This window comes from Serratia sp. BNK-10 (assembly GCF_047456065.1).
In the GTDB taxonomy this organism is placed as follows: domain Bacteria; phylum Pseudomonadota; class Gammaproteobacteria; order Enterobacterales; family Enterobacteriaceae; genus Serratia; species Serratia ureilytica.
In genome coordinates, this window is the sequence record NZ_CP179894.1 from 63,393 (window position 1) to 78,131 (window position 14,739).

15 protein-coding genes are annotated in these 14,739 nt (G+C 60.4%); 7 read left to right on the top strand and 8 right to left on the bottom strand.

The window, feature by feature from the left end:
• The first annotated feature begins 44 nt into the window (after positions 1–44).
• Both groL and ACMGG9_RS00260 read left to right on the top strand, forming a co-directional pair.
• Positions 45–1,691: a chaperonin GroEL gene (gene groL / locus ACMGG9_RS00255; RefSeq protein ID WP_004929662.1), complete on the top strand. Its 1,647-nt coding sequence runs from the start codon at positions 45–47 to the stop codon at positions 1,689–1,691.
• 368 nt (positions 1,692–2,059) lie between these two features.
• Positions 2,060–2,404: a DUF4156 domain-containing protein gene (locus tag ACMGG9_RS00260; protein WP_025305007.1), complete on the top strand. Its 345-nt coding sequence runs from the start codon at positions 2,060–2,062 to the stop codon at positions 2,402–2,404.
• 87 nt (positions 2,405–2,491) lie between these two features.
• Here ACMGG9_RS00260 and epmB read toward each other — a convergent pair whose 3' ends face one another.
• The gene (epmB, locus tag ACMGG9_RS00265) at positions 2,492–3,520 is read right to left on the bottom strand and encodes an EF-P beta-lysylation protein EpmB (RefSeq protein ID WP_042783506.1); all 1,029 of its coding nucleotides are present in this window, start codon (positions 3,518–3,520) and stop codon (positions 2,492–2,494) included.
• Positions 3,521–3,562: 42 nt separating this feature from the next.
• On the opposite strand from epmB, the gene efp reads away from it, so the two are divergent.
• The 4 genes from efp (at position 3,563) to sugE (ending at position 5,093) form a co-directional block, all read left to right on the top strand.
• Positions 3,563–4,129 carry an elongation factor P gene (gene efp, locus ACMGG9_RS00270; protein WP_004929666.1) on the top strand — a complete coding sequence of 189 codons (567 nt, stop codon included), beginning with the start codon at positions 3,563–3,565 and terminating at the stop codon, positions 4,127–4,129.
• A gap of 70 nt (positions 4,130–4,199) precedes the next feature.
• Positions 4,200–4,331: an entericidin A/B family lipoprotein gene (locus tag ACMGG9_RS00275; RefSeq protein ID WP_004929667.1), complete on the top strand. Its 132-nt coding sequence runs from the start codon at positions 4,200–4,202 to the stop codon at positions 4,329–4,331.
• A gap of 120 nt (positions 4,332–4,451) precedes the next feature.
• A complete protein-coding gene (locus ACMGG9_RS00280; RefSeq protein ID WP_004929668.1) occupies positions 4,452–4,583 on the top strand; it encodes an entericidin A/B family lipoprotein in 132 nt (43 codons plus the stop codon).
• Between the two features lie 192 nt (positions 4,584–4,775).
• Positions 4,776–5,093, top strand: coding sequence for a quaternary ammonium compound efflux SMR transporter SugE (gene sugE, locus ACMGG9_RS00285; RefSeq protein ID WP_004929669.1), 318 nt, complete (start codon positions 4,776–4,778; stop codon positions 5,091–5,093).
• On the opposite strand, the gene blc is transcribed toward sugE, so the two are convergent.
• The 5 genes from blc to frdA all read right to left on the bottom strand — a co-directional run bounded on the left by blc (position 5,087) and on the right by frdA (position 9,007).
• Positions 5,087–5,620, bottom strand: a complete 534-nt coding sequence (gene blc, locus ACMGG9_RS00290) for an outer membrane lipoprotein Blc (protein WP_047025073.1) — start codon at positions 5,618–5,620, stop codon at positions 5,087–5,089. The two genes, sugE and blc, sit on opposite strands and share 7 nt — an antisense overlap.
• An 84-nt stretch (positions 5,621–5,704) precedes the next feature.
• Complete coding sequence (gene frdD, locus ACMGG9_RS00295) at positions 5,705–6,064, bottom strand: fumarate reductase subunit FrdD (protein ID WP_042783508.1); 360 nt, start codon at positions 6,062–6,064, stop codon at positions 5,705–5,707.
• Positions 6,065–6,076: 12 nt separating this feature from the next.
• Positions 6,077–6,469, bottom strand: coding sequence for a fumarate reductase subunit FrdC (gene frdC, locus ACMGG9_RS00300; RefSeq protein ID WP_025305010.1), 393 nt, complete (start codon positions 6,467–6,469; stop codon positions 6,077–6,079).
• A 14-nt stretch (positions 6,470–6,483) separates the two neighbouring features.
• Positions 6,484–7,218 (bottom strand): succinate dehydrogenase/fumarate reductase iron-sulfur subunit, encoded by a 735-nt coding sequence (locus ACMGG9_RS00305; protein ID WP_004929676.1) that lies wholly within the window; start codon positions 7,216–7,218, stop codon positions 6,484–6,486.
• On the bottom strand, positions 7,211–9,007 hold the full coding sequence (frdA, locus tag ACMGG9_RS00310; RefSeq protein WP_042783510.1) for a fumarate reductase (quinol) flavoprotein subunit: 1,797 nt from the start codon (positions 9,005–9,007) through the stop codon (positions 7,211–7,213). The genes ACMGG9_RS00305 and frdA overlap by 8 nt, the downstream gene beginning before the upstream one ends.
• 385 nt (positions 9,008–9,392) lie before the next feature.
• Here frdA and epmA point away from each other — a divergent pair, with 385 nt between their 5' ends.
• Complete coding sequence (epmA, locus tag ACMGG9_RS00315; protein WP_004929681.1) at positions 9,393–10,370, top strand: elongation factor P--(R)-beta-lysine ligase; 978 nt, start codon at positions 9,393–9,395, stop codon at positions 10,368–10,370.
• 71 nt (positions 10,371–10,441) lie between these two features.
• Here the strand turns inward: epmA and mscM are convergent, their stop codons facing one another.
• On the bottom strand, positions 10,442–13,789 hold the full coding sequence (gene mscM / locus ACMGG9_RS00320) for a miniconductance mechanosensitive channel MscM (protein WP_033651501.1): 3,348 nt from the start codon (positions 13,787–13,789) through the stop codon (positions 10,442–10,444).
• 13 nt (positions 13,790–13,802) lie between these two features.
• Positions 13,803–14,696: an archaetidylserine decarboxylase gene (asd, locus tag ACMGG9_RS00325; protein ID WP_147838218.1), complete on the bottom strand. Its 894-nt coding sequence runs from the start codon at positions 14,694–14,696 to the stop codon at positions 13,803–13,805.
• Positions 14,697–14,739: the final 43 nt, after the last annotated feature.

Sequence of the window (14,739 nt, forward strand, 5' to 3'; positions counted from 1 at the left end):
TTGCGCTTTATCTTCTGAACTGAACGAGTTGAAGGGAAATACCAATGGCAGCTAAAGACGTAAAATTCGGCAATGACGCTCGCGTGAAAATGCTCCGCGGCGTGAATGTTCTCGCTGATGCAGTAAAAGTGACCCTGGGCCCGAAAGGCCGTAACGTAGTGCTGGATAAATCTTTCGGCGCACCGACCATCACCAAAGACGGCGTTTCCGTTGCGCGTGAAATCGAACTGGAAGACAAGTTCGAGAACATGGGCGCACAGATGGTGAAAGAAGTGGCCTCCAAAGCGAACGACGCGGCGGGCGACGGCACCACCACTGCAACCGTACTGGCTCAATCCATCATCACCGAAGGCCTGAAAGCGGTTGCTGCAGGCATGAACCCGATGGATCTGAAGCGCGGCATCGACAAAGCGGTTGTCGCTGCGGTTGAAGAACTGAAAAAACTGTCCGTACCTTGCTCCGATTCCAAAGCTATCGCTCAGGTCGGCACCATCTCCGCCAACTCCGACGAAACCGTGGGTAAACTGATCGCGGAAGCGATGGAGAAAGTGGGCAAAGAAGGCGTTATCACCGTTGAAGAAGGCACCGGCCTGCAAGACGAGCTGGACGTGGTTGAAGGTATGCAGTTCGACCGCGGTTACCTGTCCCCATACTTCATCAACAAGCCGGAAACCGGTTCTGTTGAGCTGGAAAGCCCGTTCATCCTGCTGGCTGACAAGAAGATCTCCAACATCCGCGAAATGCTGCCGGTGCTGGAAGCCGTTGCCAAAGCAGGCAAACCGCTGCTGATCATCGCTGAAGACGTAGAAGGTGAAGCGCTGGCGACCCTGGTGGTCAACACCATGCGCGGCATCGTGAAAGTGGCTGCCGTTAAGGCGCCTGGCTTCGGCGACCGTCGTAAAGCCATGCTGCAGGACATCGCTACCCTGACTGCCGGTACCGTTATCTCTGAAGAGATCGGTCTGGAGCTGGAAAAAGCCACCCTGGAAGACCTGGGTCAGGCGAAACGCGTTGTCATCAACAAAGACACCACCATCATCATCGATGGCGTGGGTGACGAAGCGACCATCCAGGGCCGCGTTGCTCAAATTCGTCAGCAGATCGAAGAAGCGACCTCTGACTACGATCGTGAAAAACTGCAGGAGCGCGTAGCGAAACTGGCCGGCGGCGTTGCCGTTATCAAGGTTGGCGCAGCCACTGAAGTTGAAATGAAAGAGAAGAAAGCCCGCGTTGAAGACGCCCTGCACGCGACCCGCGCCGCAGTGGAAGAAGGCGTGGTTGCCGGCGGCGGCGTAGCGCTGATCCGCGTTGCAGGCAAAATCGCCGCGCTGAAAGGCGACAACGAAGACCAGAACGTGGGTATCAAAGTTGCGCTGCGCGCAATGGAAGCCCCTCTGCGTCAGATCGTGGTCAACGCCGGTGAAGAAGCTTCCGTTATCGCCAACCAGGTGAAAGCGGGCGAAGGCAGCTACGGCTACAACGCTTACTCTGAAGAATACGGCGACATGATCGCGATGGGTATCCTGGATCCAACCAAAGTGACCCGTTCTGCTCTGCAGTACGCGGCTTCCGTGGCTGGCCTGATGATCACCACCGAATGCATGGTCACCGACCTGCCGAAGGCTGACGCACCGGATCTGGGAGCAGCAGGCGGCATGGGTGGCATGGGTGGCATGGGCGGCATGATGTAATCATCCCCCACACGCTTGTGTGCTGAAAGCCCCGGTCAAATGACCGGGGCTTTTTTATGCCGGAGCGCCGCCGCACTGTATTTGATGATATTTTTGCCGCCCGGGGCGATTTAGCTGGTAAACTGGTAAGTCATCAGCTGTCGCTCAAGACGTTGGCCCGCTCGCGTGGCAACGGATGCTTAAGAGATGGCATCGCTTTCTGATATACCCTATGAATTTCAAGTTGTAGCTAGGCGGCCAGCTCGTGAGTCCCCAGGCGCTTACTTGAGTAAGTAACTGGGGTGAGCGAGTGCAGTCAACAACGCTACAGCTTGAAAGGCGACGGGTAGAAGATTTTGCGTAATTCTCAACATCGAATGGGGAACAAGATGCGGATTAAAGCCTTACTGGGTCTTTCGGCAGCGATGCTGCTGGCGGGTTGCAGCACCACTCATGAACTGACCGCTGCGGGTCAGCAGATCAAGTTCACCGACAGCAAGCCGGCGGCGGAATGCCAGCTGCTGGGGGAAGTGACCGGCACCCAGAGCAACTGGCTGTCCGGCAACGGCGGTGAAGGCAGCTCCATGCGCGGTGCGGCCAACGATCTGCGCAACAAGGCAGCGGCGATGGGCGGCAACGTCATTTACGGCGCCAACAGCCCAAGCCAGAACCTGCTCTCCAGCTTCGCGCCGCTGGACAGCAAAATGGTCGGCCAGGTTTACAAGTGCCCGTAAGGCGCTGAGGCCTAACGCCGCGAAGAGATAAAAAAGAGGAATGCCACGGCATTCCTCTTTTCGTTTCGTCGAGCCCTGTGGCGCGCGTCACTCCTGCATCAGGCGCAGGTCGATCGGCGTTTTGCTCGGTTCGCCGCCTACTTCACGCGTCAGGCGCGGCACCAGATAACCGGACACCTTGCTCAGCAGCGCCTGCATGATGACGCGCGCTTCATCGTCGCTGACCATGAAATGCGCCGCGCCCTGCACTTTGTCCAGCACGTGGATGTAATAGGGCAGGATGCCGGCGTCGAACAGCGCGTTGCTGAGCGCCGCCAGCGTATCGGCATCGTCGTTGACGTCGCGCAGTAGCACGCTCTGGTTGAGCAGCGTGACGCCGGCGAGGCGCAGCTGGGCCATGGCGCTCTGCAGCTCGCGGTCGATTTCGTTGGCGTGGTTGATGTGGGTGACCATCAGCACCTGCAGGCGCGAGGCCGACAGCAGGCGGCACAGCGCCGGCGTAATGCGCGCCGGGATCACCACCGGCAGACGGGTGTGAATGCGCAGGCGTTTCAGGTGCGGGATGGCCTCCAGCTCGCCGACCAGCCACTCCAGCTCGCTGTCTTTGGCCATCAGCGGATCGCCGCCGGAAAAAATGATCTCGTCCAGTTCCGGGTGTTGGCGGATATAATCCAGCGCCTGCCGCCAGTTGTTCTTGTTGCCCTGATTATCCTGATAGGGGAAGTGACGGCGGAAACAGTAACGGCAGTTGACCGCACAGCCGCCTTTGACCAGCAGCAGCGCGCGATTGCGGTATTTGTGCAGCAGGCCCGGCACCACGCTGCGCTGTTCATCCAGCGGATCGGTGGTGAACCCTGGGGCGTTGATGAACTCCTCTCTGGCGGTCAGCACCTGGCGCAGCAGCGGGTCGTTGGCATCGCCGGGGCGCATGCGCGCAGCGAAGGCGCGCGGCACGCGCAGGGCAAACAGCCGACGGGCATCGCGCCCCTGCGGCAGTTCCGGGTGCGTATTCAGTGACAAAAGCTGCAGTAATTCATCGGGATCGGTAATAACATCGGCGAGTTGATGCAACCAATCTTCTCTATGTGCCGTACTTTGGGTTATAATGTGTGCCATTTTTTTGGCTAAGCTACCAGTTCAAATATTCAGAGGGCCATCATGGCGACTTATTCTAGCAACGATTTCCGTCCGGGTCTTAAAATCATGTTCGAGGGCGAACCTTACGCCGTCGAAGCCAGTGAGTTCGTTAAGCCGGGCAAAGGCCAGGCGTTCGCGCGCGTGAAAATGCGCCGTCTGCTGACCGGCACCCGCGTGGAAAAAACCTTCAAGTCTACCGATTCTTGCGAAGGCGCAGACGTGATGGACACCAACATGAACTACCTGTACAGCGACGGTGAGTTCTACCACTTCATGCACCCTGAGTCTTTCGAACAGCATCAGGTTGACGGCAAAACCGTCGGCGACGCGGCCAAATGGCTGCAGGATAACGCAGAGTGCATCATCACCCTGTGGGATGGCCGTCCAATCGCCGTTCAGCCGCCGAACTTCATCGAAGCGGAAATCACCGATACCGATCCTGGCCTGAAAGGCGATACCGCAGGGACTGGCGGCAAGCCGGCTACCCTGAGCACCGGCGCCGTGGTTAAAGTGCCGTTGTTCGTCCAAATCGGCGAAGTGATCAAGGTTGACACTCGCTCTGGCGAATACGTCTCTCGCGTCAAGTAAGTTTCAAAACAGAGGAACCCCCGCGGTTCCTCTGTTTTATCCCATCCCCGTTCGTTGGCAGAAAATCCGCATGTTCAAGAAAACGCTGTTGGCCGTGCTCTCCCTGTTGTTCCTTTTCTCCCTCAGCAGTTGCAATACGTTTCGCGGTTTCGGCGAAGACGTTCAGCATCTCGGCGGCGCCATCTCCCGCACGGCCAGTTGATCCCGCCTTTAACCCGATGTATTTGCGCCACAAAGCCGGTCACGATCCCACACCCTCCGTCAATTTTGACTACGCTTAGAAAGCCGTACTTTTTCATCAACGACAAATAAGGACTTTCTTATGCTGAAGAAAAGTATTATCGCGATCTTCTCTTTGATGATTTTGAGCTCGCTGACCGCCTGCAATACCACCCGCGGTGTGGGTGAAGACATTCAGGCCGGCGGCAAGGCTATTCAGCGCAGCGCGGAATAATCCGCATTCCACCCGGCGGCGTTCCGGCTGCGGAGAGCCGCCACATTTCTATCCCTTGCCTGAGCGTTAACGCTGCTGCTATCCTGCCGCAGTGCGGGTGAGGTTACCCGTCATGCATCACCTCGCTAAACGGGACGACCCGTTTACGCGTCATTTTATCGGGGACGACCCCAGTGGTAGGGAGGCCGTCTCATGGCCTGGATTATTCTGCTTATCGCCGGTTTGCTCGAAGTGGTTTGGGCTATCGGTCTGAAATACACCCACGGTTTTACCCGGCTGACGCCGAGCATCATCACCATCGCCGCGATGGTGGTCAGCATGTTGCTGTTGGCCAACGCCATGAAAACGCTGCCCGCCGGCACCGCCTACGCGGTGTGGACCGGCATCGGCGCGGTGGGCGCGGCCATCATGGGCATGGTGCTGTTGGGCGAATCGACCAATATCGCGCGCATCATCAGCCTGTGCCTGATCGTGGTCGGCATACTCGGGCTGAAGTTCAGCAGTCACTGATCGGCGGACTGCTGCACCCAGATCAGCTTGTCGGTGGCGAAACCGTAGCCTTTGGCTGTCTGCAATAAGCGGTCGCGCACGGCGGCGTCAAGCGTCGGCGTGCGCGACAGGATCCACAGATAGTCGCGGTTCGGGCCGCAAACCAGCGCGTAGCGATACGCCGGATCCAAGGCAATGACGTTGTAGCCGCCATAGAAGGGGCCGAAGAACGACACTTTCAGCGCCGCGACCTGCGGTGAACCGATAAAGTAGGCTTTGCCTTCGCTTTCTTGCCATTGCTGTTTCTGCGGATTGAAGCCGCGATTGATAACTTTCAGCCCCCCGTCGGCGCGTGGGCTGTAGTGGGCGGTCACCTGCTGCAAACCGCGTTCAAAACGATGATCCAGACGCGCGATTTCGTACCAGGTGCCGAGATAGCGCTGGCTGTCGAAATTGTTCACGACCTTGATGTCTTTAGGCGGAGAGACGCTGCAGGCGACGGAGAGCAGGGCGGAAAGCATGACGCAAAGCTTTGACCATAAACGCATCGGTGACTCCTGTTTACCGGGGGCGAGTAGACAGTGTAGCCGATGAGAAAAGGGCGGCCAACGGGCGTTGGCCACCCGAGCGGTTTACAGAGTGACGACGCCGATGACGGTGACGACGCTGAGGATTGCCGCCAGACCGTAGAACACCCACTTGCCGGCCGGCACGTGGATCTTCAGATCGTGCATCGCATGGTGGATGCGGTGCAGGCCGCACCACAGCGGCAGAATGATCATCAGCAGCAGGAACAGGCGGCCGATCAGGCTCTGGCAGAACGCCAGCACGCGCTCGTAACCCAGCGCTTCACCGGGGAACAGCCCCAGCGGCAGCAAAATGCCGATCAGCAGCACGATAGCCGGCGCGACGATCGCGCCCCACATGCCGCCGGCGCCGAACAATCCCCAGAAAACCGGCTCGTCGGAGCGTTTAGGTGCTTGATTTATCATGTTTCCTCCGGATTAGAACAGGGCCACGGCCAGGATGACCACGCTGACGACGATCGTGACGGCCCACAGCCCTTTCACGATGGGGCCCGGTCCCATTTTCTCGCTGTTGACCACGATATTGGCGGCCTTCGGCGCCAGATCGAACCAGGTTTTGGTGTGCAGCGCCGCCGCCAGCAATGCGACGACGTTGATTAACAGCACCAGCGGATTCTGCAAGAAACCGACGAAGCCGGCCCAGCTCTCGGCACCGCCCTTCAGCGCGAACACGCCGTAGAGCAGCACGATGCTGAACCAGACGGCCAGCACCGAGGTGCCTTCGCGCAGCATGTAGAAACGGTAGAAGCCGAGCTTTTGCCACCAGGTGGGCGTCATGGTGCGCACATAGGGCTTACGTTGAGTTGTCATGGCAATTTTCTCCCTTATTGCGGCTTCAACATGGCGATCATGAAGTCTTTGGCGCTCTCCACCTTGCCTTGCTGGATAGCGGCGGCGGGATCGACGTGTTTCGGACAGACTTCGGAGCAATAGCCGACGAAGGTGCAGCTCCAGACGCCGTTTTGGCCGTTGAGCTGCGGCATGCGCTGTTTCTTGCCGTGGTCGCGGTTGTCCAGGTTATAGCGGTGCGCCAGCGTGATCGCCGCCGGGCCGATAAACTCGGGGTTGAGGCCGAACTGCGGGCACGCCGCGTAGCACAGGCCGCAGTTGATGCAGCCGGAGAACTGGTGGTATTTGGCCATCTGCGCCGGAGTCTGCACGTTCGGGCCATCCTCCGGTTTGCGATCGTTGCCGATGATGTACGGTTTGATCGCCTCCAGGCTTTCGATGAAGTGGGTCATGTCGACCACCAGATCGCGCTCGATCGGGAAGTTGCCCAGCGCTTCGACCTTCATGCCGCCGACGTAGTCGCGCAGGAAGGTTTTGCACGCCAGCTTCGGCACGCGGTTGACCATCATGCCGCAGGAGCCGCAGATCGCCATGCGGCAAGACCAGCGGTAGGAGAGGTCCGGCGCCAGGTTATCCTTGATATAGCCCAGCGCGTCGAGCAGCGAGGTCTGTTCGTCGTAAGGCACGGCGTAAGTGACGAAATGCGGCTCGGCGTCGCTTTCCGGGTTATAGCGCATGACGTCGATCTTCAGGGTTTGCATCTCAGCCATTTGCCTGCTCCTTATTCTTTTTCTCCTGCGCTTCGGCTTCTGCGCCGTAGACGCGTTTGGCCGGCGGCAGCTTGGTGATTTTCACGTCGCTGTATTCAAGACGCGGCGCGCCCTGCGGATTGTGGAACGCCAGCGTATGCTTGAGGAAGTTGACGTCGTCACGCTCGGTGCAGCCTTCGTCCAGGCGCTGGTGGGCGCCGCGCGACTCTTTGCGGTTAAATGCGGAGTGCGCCATGCATTCAGCGACGTCCAGGCCATAGCCCAGCTCGATGGTGTACAGCAGATCGGTATTGAACACGCTGGTGTTGTCGGTGATTTTGACGCGCTTGAAACGTTCTTTCAGCTCGGCCAGCTTATCGATGGTTTTTTGCATCAGCTCCGGCGTGCGGTAGATGCCGCAGCCTTCTTCCATCGACAGCCCCATTTCGTCGCGGATCTTCGCCCAGTTTTCGTTGCCTTCCTGCTTCATCAGGTTGCTCAGGCGGGTTTCGACGTCGCGGGTTTGCGCATCCAGCGCGCTGCCGTTGGCCGGCGCGGTTTCCAGCGCGCGGCGCGCGGCGTGTTCACCGGCGACGCGGCCGAATACCACCAGTTCCGCCAGCGAGTTGGAGCCGAGACGGTTGGCGCCGTGCAGGCCGACGGAGGAACATTCGCCGACTGCGAACAGCCCCTTGATGCGGGTTTCGCAGTTCTGGTCGGTTTCAATGCCGCCCATGGTGTAGTGCGCGGTAGGGCGCACCGGGATCGGATCTTTCACCGGATCGACGCCGACGTAGGCTTTGGCCAGTTCACAGATGAACGGCAGCCGCTCCAGCAGCTTTTTCTCGCCCAGGTGGCGCAGATCGAGGTAGACCACGTCGCCGCGCGGGGTGGCGATGGTGCGGCCGGCACGCCATTCGTGCCAGAAGGCCTGGGACACTTTATCGCGCGGGCCCAGCTCCATGTATTTGTTCTTCGGCTCGCCCAGCGGGGTTTCCGGGCCCATGCCGTAGTCTTGCAGGTAACGGTAGCCGTCTTTGTTCACCAGAATGCCGCCTTCGCCGCGGCAGCCCTCGGTCATCAGGATGCCGGAACCGGGCAGGCCGGTCGGGTGATACTGCACGAACTCCATGTCGCGCAGCGGTACGCCGTGGTGGAACGCCATGCCCATGCCGTCGCCGGTAACGATGCCGCCGTTGGTGTTGTAGCGATAAACGCGCCCGGCGCCGCCGGTGGCCATCACCACCGCGTTGGCGCGGATCTGCACGCGGGTGCCTTCCATCATGTTGAGCGCCACCAGGCCGCGCGCCTGGCCGTCATCCACCAGGATATCCAGCACGAAGTGCTCGTCGAAGCGTTGGATTTGCGGGTATTTCAGCGAGGTCTGGAACAGGGTGTGCAGCATGTGGAAGCCGGTCTTGTCGGCGGCGAACCAGGTGCGTTCGATCTTCATGCCGCCGAAGCGCCGCACATTGACCGAACCGTCCGGTTTGCGGCTCCATGGGCAGCCCCACTGCTCAAGCTGGGTCATCTCGCGCGGGCACTGATGCACGAAGTGATCGACCACGTCCTGCTCGCACAGCCAGTCGCCACCGGCGACGGTGTCGTGGAAGTGATAGTCGAAGGTATCGTGATCCTGGGTGACGGCGGCGGAGCCCCCCTCGGCGGCGACCGTGTGGCTGCGCATCGGGTAGACCTTAGAGATCAGCGCGATTTTCAGTTGGGGATTGGCTTCCGCTGCGGCTATTGCTGCACGTAAACCAGCGCCCCCGGCCCCAATAATGGCAAGATCGGCGTTAAAGGTTTGCACTGCATTCCTCCAATGTTCTTGTTAAGAACGGCAAGTTAAATATCTATGCTTAAAATTTAGCGAACTCTTCGGGTGCTAACTAATTGAACCGATTAATGTTGCTTAAAGGTTAAGGATAGATATCTCCCACCAATAATGGGGAATTAACTATACCTAAAGTTAAGTAGTCGAAATTTGATGTGATCGATTGTTTTGTCGATTAACGCTTGCCCGGCAGCCTTGTCTGTTTTTTTGCGCGTTCGGCCGGCTTTACTCTTTTTAACGCGCTTTTGCCGCCCTTTTATCGGAAATTGGCGTTATCGCCGGTTGCGCATCGTGAAGAATTTGTTTGGCTGCAAGGATGCGAGTAGACTGCATCCCCTGTTTGATTTCGGAGTTAATTACCATGAGCGAAACGGCAAGCTGGCAGCCTAGTGCACCCATCGCCAATTTGTTGAAACGCGCAGCGATTCTGGCTGAGATCCGGCGTTTCTTCGCCGATCGTGGTGTGCTGGAAGTTGAGACGCCCACCATGAGCCAGGCGACGGTCACCGACGTTCACCTGTTCCCGTTCGAGACGCGTTTCGTCGGGCCGGGAGCGGCAGAGGGCCTGACGCTATACATGATGACCAGCCCGGAATATCACATGAAGCGCCTGTTGGCGGCGGGCAGCGGCCCGATCTACCAAATGGGGCGCAGCTTCCGCAATGAAGAAGCCGGGCGGCATCACAACCCGGAATTCACCATGCTGGAGTGGTACCGTCCGCACTACGACATGTACCGCCTGATGAATGAAGTGGACGATCTGCTGCAGCAGGTGCTGGACTGCGAGAGCGCGGAGACCCTGTCCTATCAGCAGGCGTTCCTGCGCCATCTGGACATCGATCCGCTGTCGGCGGAGAAGGCGCAGCTGCGCGAAGCAGCGGCCAAACTCGATCTAAGCAACATCGCCGATACCGAAGAAGATCGCGATACGCTGCTGCAGCTGCTGTTCACCGTGGGCGTGGAACCGCATATCGGCCGTGAAAAACCGGCGTTCGTGTACCACTTCCCGGCCAGCCAGGCGGCGTTGGCGGAGATCAGCACCGAAGACCACCGCGTGGCGGAGCGTTTCGAGGTGTACTTCAAGGGTATCGAGCTGGCGAACGGTTTCCGCGAGCTGACCGACGGCCGTGAACAACAGCAGCGTTTCGAGCAGGACAACCGCAAACGCGCGGAGCGCGGCCTGCCGCAGCAACCGATCGACTACAACCTGTTGGCGGCGTTGCAGCACGGCATGCCGGAGTGTTCCGGCGTGGCGTTGGGCGTGGATCGCCTGGTGATGCTGGCGCTGGGCGCCGAGAGCCTGAGCGACGTATTAGCCTTCCCGGTCGGGATCGCCTGACGTTTCAGGCGGCGAAAAAGCAAAAAAGGGGGTCGGCATTTGCCGACCCCCTTTTTTATCGCGAGAAGCGCTTATAGCCCCCCGACGTCGCGCTTGGTGTTCGGCGCCGGCGTGGACGGCGGCGTGCGGCCGTTGTTGGTTAGCCGCGACAGCGTCTCGGTACGCACCTGGAACGGCGGGTACGGCAGCGTGATGCCGTGCTCGCGGTAGCCCGCCAGGATCAGCTGGTGGATCTCATGGCGTAGCGGCATACGGTGGCCCATCTCGGCGGCGTAAATACGCATCTCGAAGATCTGAATGCCTTGCTGCAGATCGACCAGATAGACCTCCGGCGCCGGGTTATCCAGCACCAGCGCGCAGCGCTCGGCGGCGTTCATCAGGATCTTGGTCACTTCTTCGCTGTTGGCCTCGCCCGGCGCCGGTACGGTCAGCACCACACGGGTCAGGGTATCCGACAGCGACCAGTTGACGAACTGTTCGGTGATGAACGCTTTGTTCGGCACGATGATCTCTTTGCGGTCCCAGTCCGAGATGGTGGTGGCGCGGGTATTGATCTTGGTGACGGTGCCGGTCAGATTGCGGATCGTCACGGTGTCGCCGATGCGGATCGGTTTCTCGAACAGGATGATCAAGCCGGAGATGAAGTTGGAGAAGATCTCCTGCATGCCGAAGCCCAACCCCAGACTGAGCGCGGTAACCACCCACTGCAGTTTCGACCATTCGATGCCGATCCAGGCGAAGCTGAGCACCGCGCCGAACAGCAGCAGCAGGTACTTGGTGATGGTGGTGATTGCGTAGCCGGTGCCCGGGGACAGATCCAGGTGCTGCAGCACCGCCAGCTCCAGCAGCGCCGGCAGGTTGCGCACCAGCTGCATGGTGATGATCAACACCAGAATGGCGATCAGAACCGCGCCGAGGGTGATCGGATGGGCGGTTTCCACGCCGTTCACCGTCGAGGTTACGTCCCACAGCGAGATGTTTTCCAGGAAGGCGAACGCGGAGTGGATCTCCGACCACAGCACGATCACCGACACCAGCGCGATCAGCGTTAGGATCGAACGCACCAGCCGCAGCGACTGGGCGCTGATGGTGTCCAGATCGAAGTCCGAATCGTCCGGATCGATGGCGCCTTCGGTGCTGTTCGGGGTATGTGAAGTTTCGTCTTCGCCGCGGGCGCGCTGGGCCAGAATGTCGGCGCGGCGCTGCTTGGCGCGATCGAAGGCGATGCGCCGCCGCTGGATCAACATCCAACGGCGGATGATGTGGTAGACGACCAGCAGCAGGAACCAGATCGCCACCGAAGTTTCCAGACGCGCCAACAGCGCCTGCGCGGTGGTGAGGTAACCGACGGTCGAGGCCAGCGCCGCCAGCAGCGGCGCCGACAGCAGCAGCCCCCAGAAGGCGCTGTTGAGCATGTTGTCGCCGGAGCCGTTTTTATCCAGATACAGCGGAATGCCGGCGCGTTTCAGGCTGTGGGTGACCAGCGCCAGCGCCAGACACAGCAGGATGAAGCACAGCCGCCCCAGGGTGTTGGCGAACTCGCGTTCTTTCAGGCTATCGAAGGTGATCAGCGCCATGATCAGCGGCACGATCAGCCAGATCGACATCTTGTAGTAGCGCATGGCGCGCGAAACCTGCTTCGCCGGCCAGCGGAAGTGCACGATGAACAGCCCCTGCGGGTGGGCGAAGGCGGCGCAGATCATGCAGATCCACAGGATCGGCAGCGTGGCGGTTACCCCTTTGCCGATCGCTTCCGCCACCGGGTAGTTCCAGGCGCTTTGCAGGCCGTAACCGAGCGCGGCCCACAGCACCGGCAGCGGCATCGCCACCAGAATCGACCAGAACACGGTGCGCACCGTCAAGAAGAATTCGTCCTGCGTCACCTTGCCGACGCGGCTGCTCGCGCGCTCGAGGAAGGCGTGGTAGTGCTTGCGCGAGCTGATGCTGAAAATCACCAGCAGCAGGGCGCCGAAGATCGGGATCAGCGTTTCGCGGCTGGTCACCATCATCATGAAGGCGCCGCCGAGTTGAGACAGCGTGTCCAGCGACAGGACGCGCGTCAGATCGTGCGCCACGTTGAGCGGGTAGGAGAAGTTGATCGGATTGACGTCCGGCACCCAGAACAGATAGCGGTGGGTGGCGTCGCGAATTTCGTTCAACGCTTCGATCAGCTGGGTGTTGGCCACCTTCAGCTTGGTCAGCTCGAGGATTTGGGTGTCGCACCCGGATAACAACGAGTTGAGCAGCTCGCGCTGGGTGCGCAGCTGGGCATCGACGATGCGTTGCTCCTGATTGGTCAGCGCGCTGCCGTCGTCGCGTTTGAATTCGCGCTGCGACAGTTTTTCCAGCTGGTTTTCAAACTGCAGGCGCTGCACGCGCAGCTGGGCCATGTCGCCGTCCAGCTGTTGCGGCTTGGGCATTTCCGGCAGTGTCGCCACCTGGGCGCGCAGGGTTTCCCCCAGCGCCGACGACGAACCGAGCCATTGGGCCTGCTCGATGATGGTGCTCAGCGCCTGGCGCACCTGCAGCGTCTGCGCCGCCGCCTGCCGCTGCTGCGATGAAATCAGATCCATGCGCTGCGCCTGGCTGTTCAGCGCGGCGGACAGTTCGCGGTTGATCTGCAGCTGCTGGCTGATGCTTTTTGGCAAATCGCCGTTCTGCTCGGCCAACTGCTCGGTTTTTTCCAGCGCCAGCTCTGCTTCGCGTTGGCGTTGGGCGTTGAGGTTATTGCGCAGCGCCTGCAGCTGAACGTCTATTTTCTCGTGGCGCTTTTTATAGACCTCGGCGCGCATGCGCGCCAGCTCCTGACGGTTGTTGGCCGACAGCTGCGCCAGCTCCAGCTCGTCCACTTTGGCTTTGCGCGCCGCGGCTTCGGCCTGCAGCAGGGCCAGGGCGGCCTGCGCATACGGCGTGGTTGGGTTGGCGGGCTGCGCCTGCAGGCGGCGCTGCACTTCCGTCAGCGCACGGCGGGCGTCGGTCTGCTGCTGCGGCAGCTGGCCGAGCGAATCGCTGATCTCCCGCGTGCGATCCTGTTCTTGCTGCAGCAGGCGCGCCTGTTCCAGCAGCAGGCTGCTGGTTTGCAGGATCTGCTGTTCCAGCTCGGCGGCCGGCAGATCGTCGCCGTTAGGCAAGATCTTGTTGCTTTCCAGCACCAGCTGACGGCGCAGCTCCTGCGTCATCTTCGGAAAATCGTCGATCACCCTCTGATACTGCTCGGAGCGAGTCTGCGACTCTTTGCGCTCCGTCAGCCAGTTGAGGGCGCTTTGCAGCGCCTCGGTGGTTTCCGCCTGATTCGGCGCGTTTTTGCTGCTTTCCGCCTGCTTCAGCTCCTGTTTGAGCTGGGTCTCGGTCGGCACGGGGGCGGCCAGCGCCGGTTGCCACAGCAGGCAACCGAGCAAAAGCGTGATGAAAAGGCGCACGGCGTCGATTCCTTTAGAGCGGGGTCTGTGGCGTTTCAGCGGCGGCCGGGATTTCGGCGAAGGCTTCACCCATGCGGGTGACGGTGCCGTTATGCAGCTGCGGCGCAAACTGCACGCTGCCTGCGGTAAACAGGTTGATCACCGTGGAGCCGAGTTTGAAACGGCCCATCTCGGCGCCTTTTTCCAGCGCGATGGCGCCTTCTTCGCCGGCGGCCGGGTAGGTCCAGCGTTTGATGATGCCTTCGCGCGGCGGCGTGACGGTGCCGGCCCAGACGGTTTCGATGCTGCCGACGATGGTGGCGCCGACCAGGATTTGCACCATCGGCCCGATGTCGGTGTCGAATACGCAGATCACGCGCTCGTTGCGCGCGAACAGATTAGGCACGTTGGCGGCGGTGAGCGGGTTGACCGAGAACAAATCGCCCGGCACATAGATCATTTCGCGCAGCACGCCGGCGCACGGCATGTGTACGCGGTGATAGTCGCGCGGCGCCAGATAGGTGGTGGCGAACAGGCCGTTGCGGAACGGCTCGGCCAACAGATAGTTGCCGGCCAGCAGCGCTTCGAGGCTGTAGTGGTGGCCTTTGGCCTGGAAGATTTGATCGTCGCGGATCGGGCCGAGCTGGCTGATGGCGCCATCGGCAGGCAGCGCCAGCCAGTTGGCGTCGGCGATGATGGGGCGCGCGCCGTCGCGCAGCGGGCGCACGAAGAAGTCGTTGAAGGTGGCGTAAGACGCCAGGTCCGGATTTTGCGCTTCCTGCATGTCCACGCGGTAGTAGCGGGCGAAGGTTTTGACCACCAGTTGGGTCAGCCAGCCGGCCCGTTTGTCGGCGCCCCAGCCCGCCAGGCGGGTCAGCGCCAGCTTCGGCAGCCAATATTGCAGTTTAATCTTGATGCTATCCAGCACGTTAACCTCGTGAATCAGGGTAAAGGGCGCGCATTGTAACGAG

Coding starts and splice junctions, on each gene's coding strand:
- groL (WP_004929662.1), top strand. CDS start 45: ATGGCAGCTAAAGACGTAAAATTCGGCAATGACGCTCGCGTGAAAATG.
- ACMGG9_RS00260 (WP_025305007.1), top strand. CDS start 2,060: ATGCGGATTAAAGCCTTACTGGGTCTTTCGGCAGCGATGCTGCTGGCG.
- epmB (WP_042783506.1), bottom strand. CDS start 3,520: ATGGCACACATTATAACCCAAAGTACGGCACATAGAGAAGATTGGTTG.
- efp (WP_004929666.1), top strand. CDS start 3,563: ATGGCGACTTATTCTAGCAACGATTTCCGTCCGGGTCTTAAAATCATG.
- ACMGG9_RS00275 (WP_004929667.1), top strand. CDS start 4,200: ATGTTCAAGAAAACGCTGTTGGCCGTGCTCTCCCTGTTGTTCCTTTTC.
- ACMGG9_RS00280 (WP_004929668.1), top strand. CDS start 4,452: ATGCTGAAGAAAAGTATTATCGCGATCTTCTCTTTGATGATTTTGAGC.
- sugE (WP_004929669.1), top strand. CDS start 4,776: ATGGCCTGGATTATTCTGCTTATCGCCGGTTTGCTCGAAGTGGTTTGG.
- blc (WP_047025073.1), bottom strand. CDS start 5,620: ATGCGTTTATGGTCAAAGCTTTGCGTCATGCTTTCCGCCCTGCTCTCC.
- frdD (WP_042783508.1), bottom strand. CDS start 6,064: ATGATAAATCAAGCACCTAAACGCTCCGACGAGCCGGTTTTCTGGGGA.
- frdC (WP_025305010.1), bottom strand. CDS start 6,469: ATGACAACTCAACGTAAGCCCTATGTGCGCACCATGACGCCCACCTGG.
- ACMGG9_RS00305 (WP_004929676.1), bottom strand. CDS start 7,218: ATGGCTGAGATGCAAACCCTGAAGATCGACGTCATGCGCTATAACCCG.
- epmA (WP_004929681.1), top strand. CDS start 9,393: ATGAGCGAAACGGCAAGCTGGCAGCCTAGTGCACCCATCGCCAATTTG.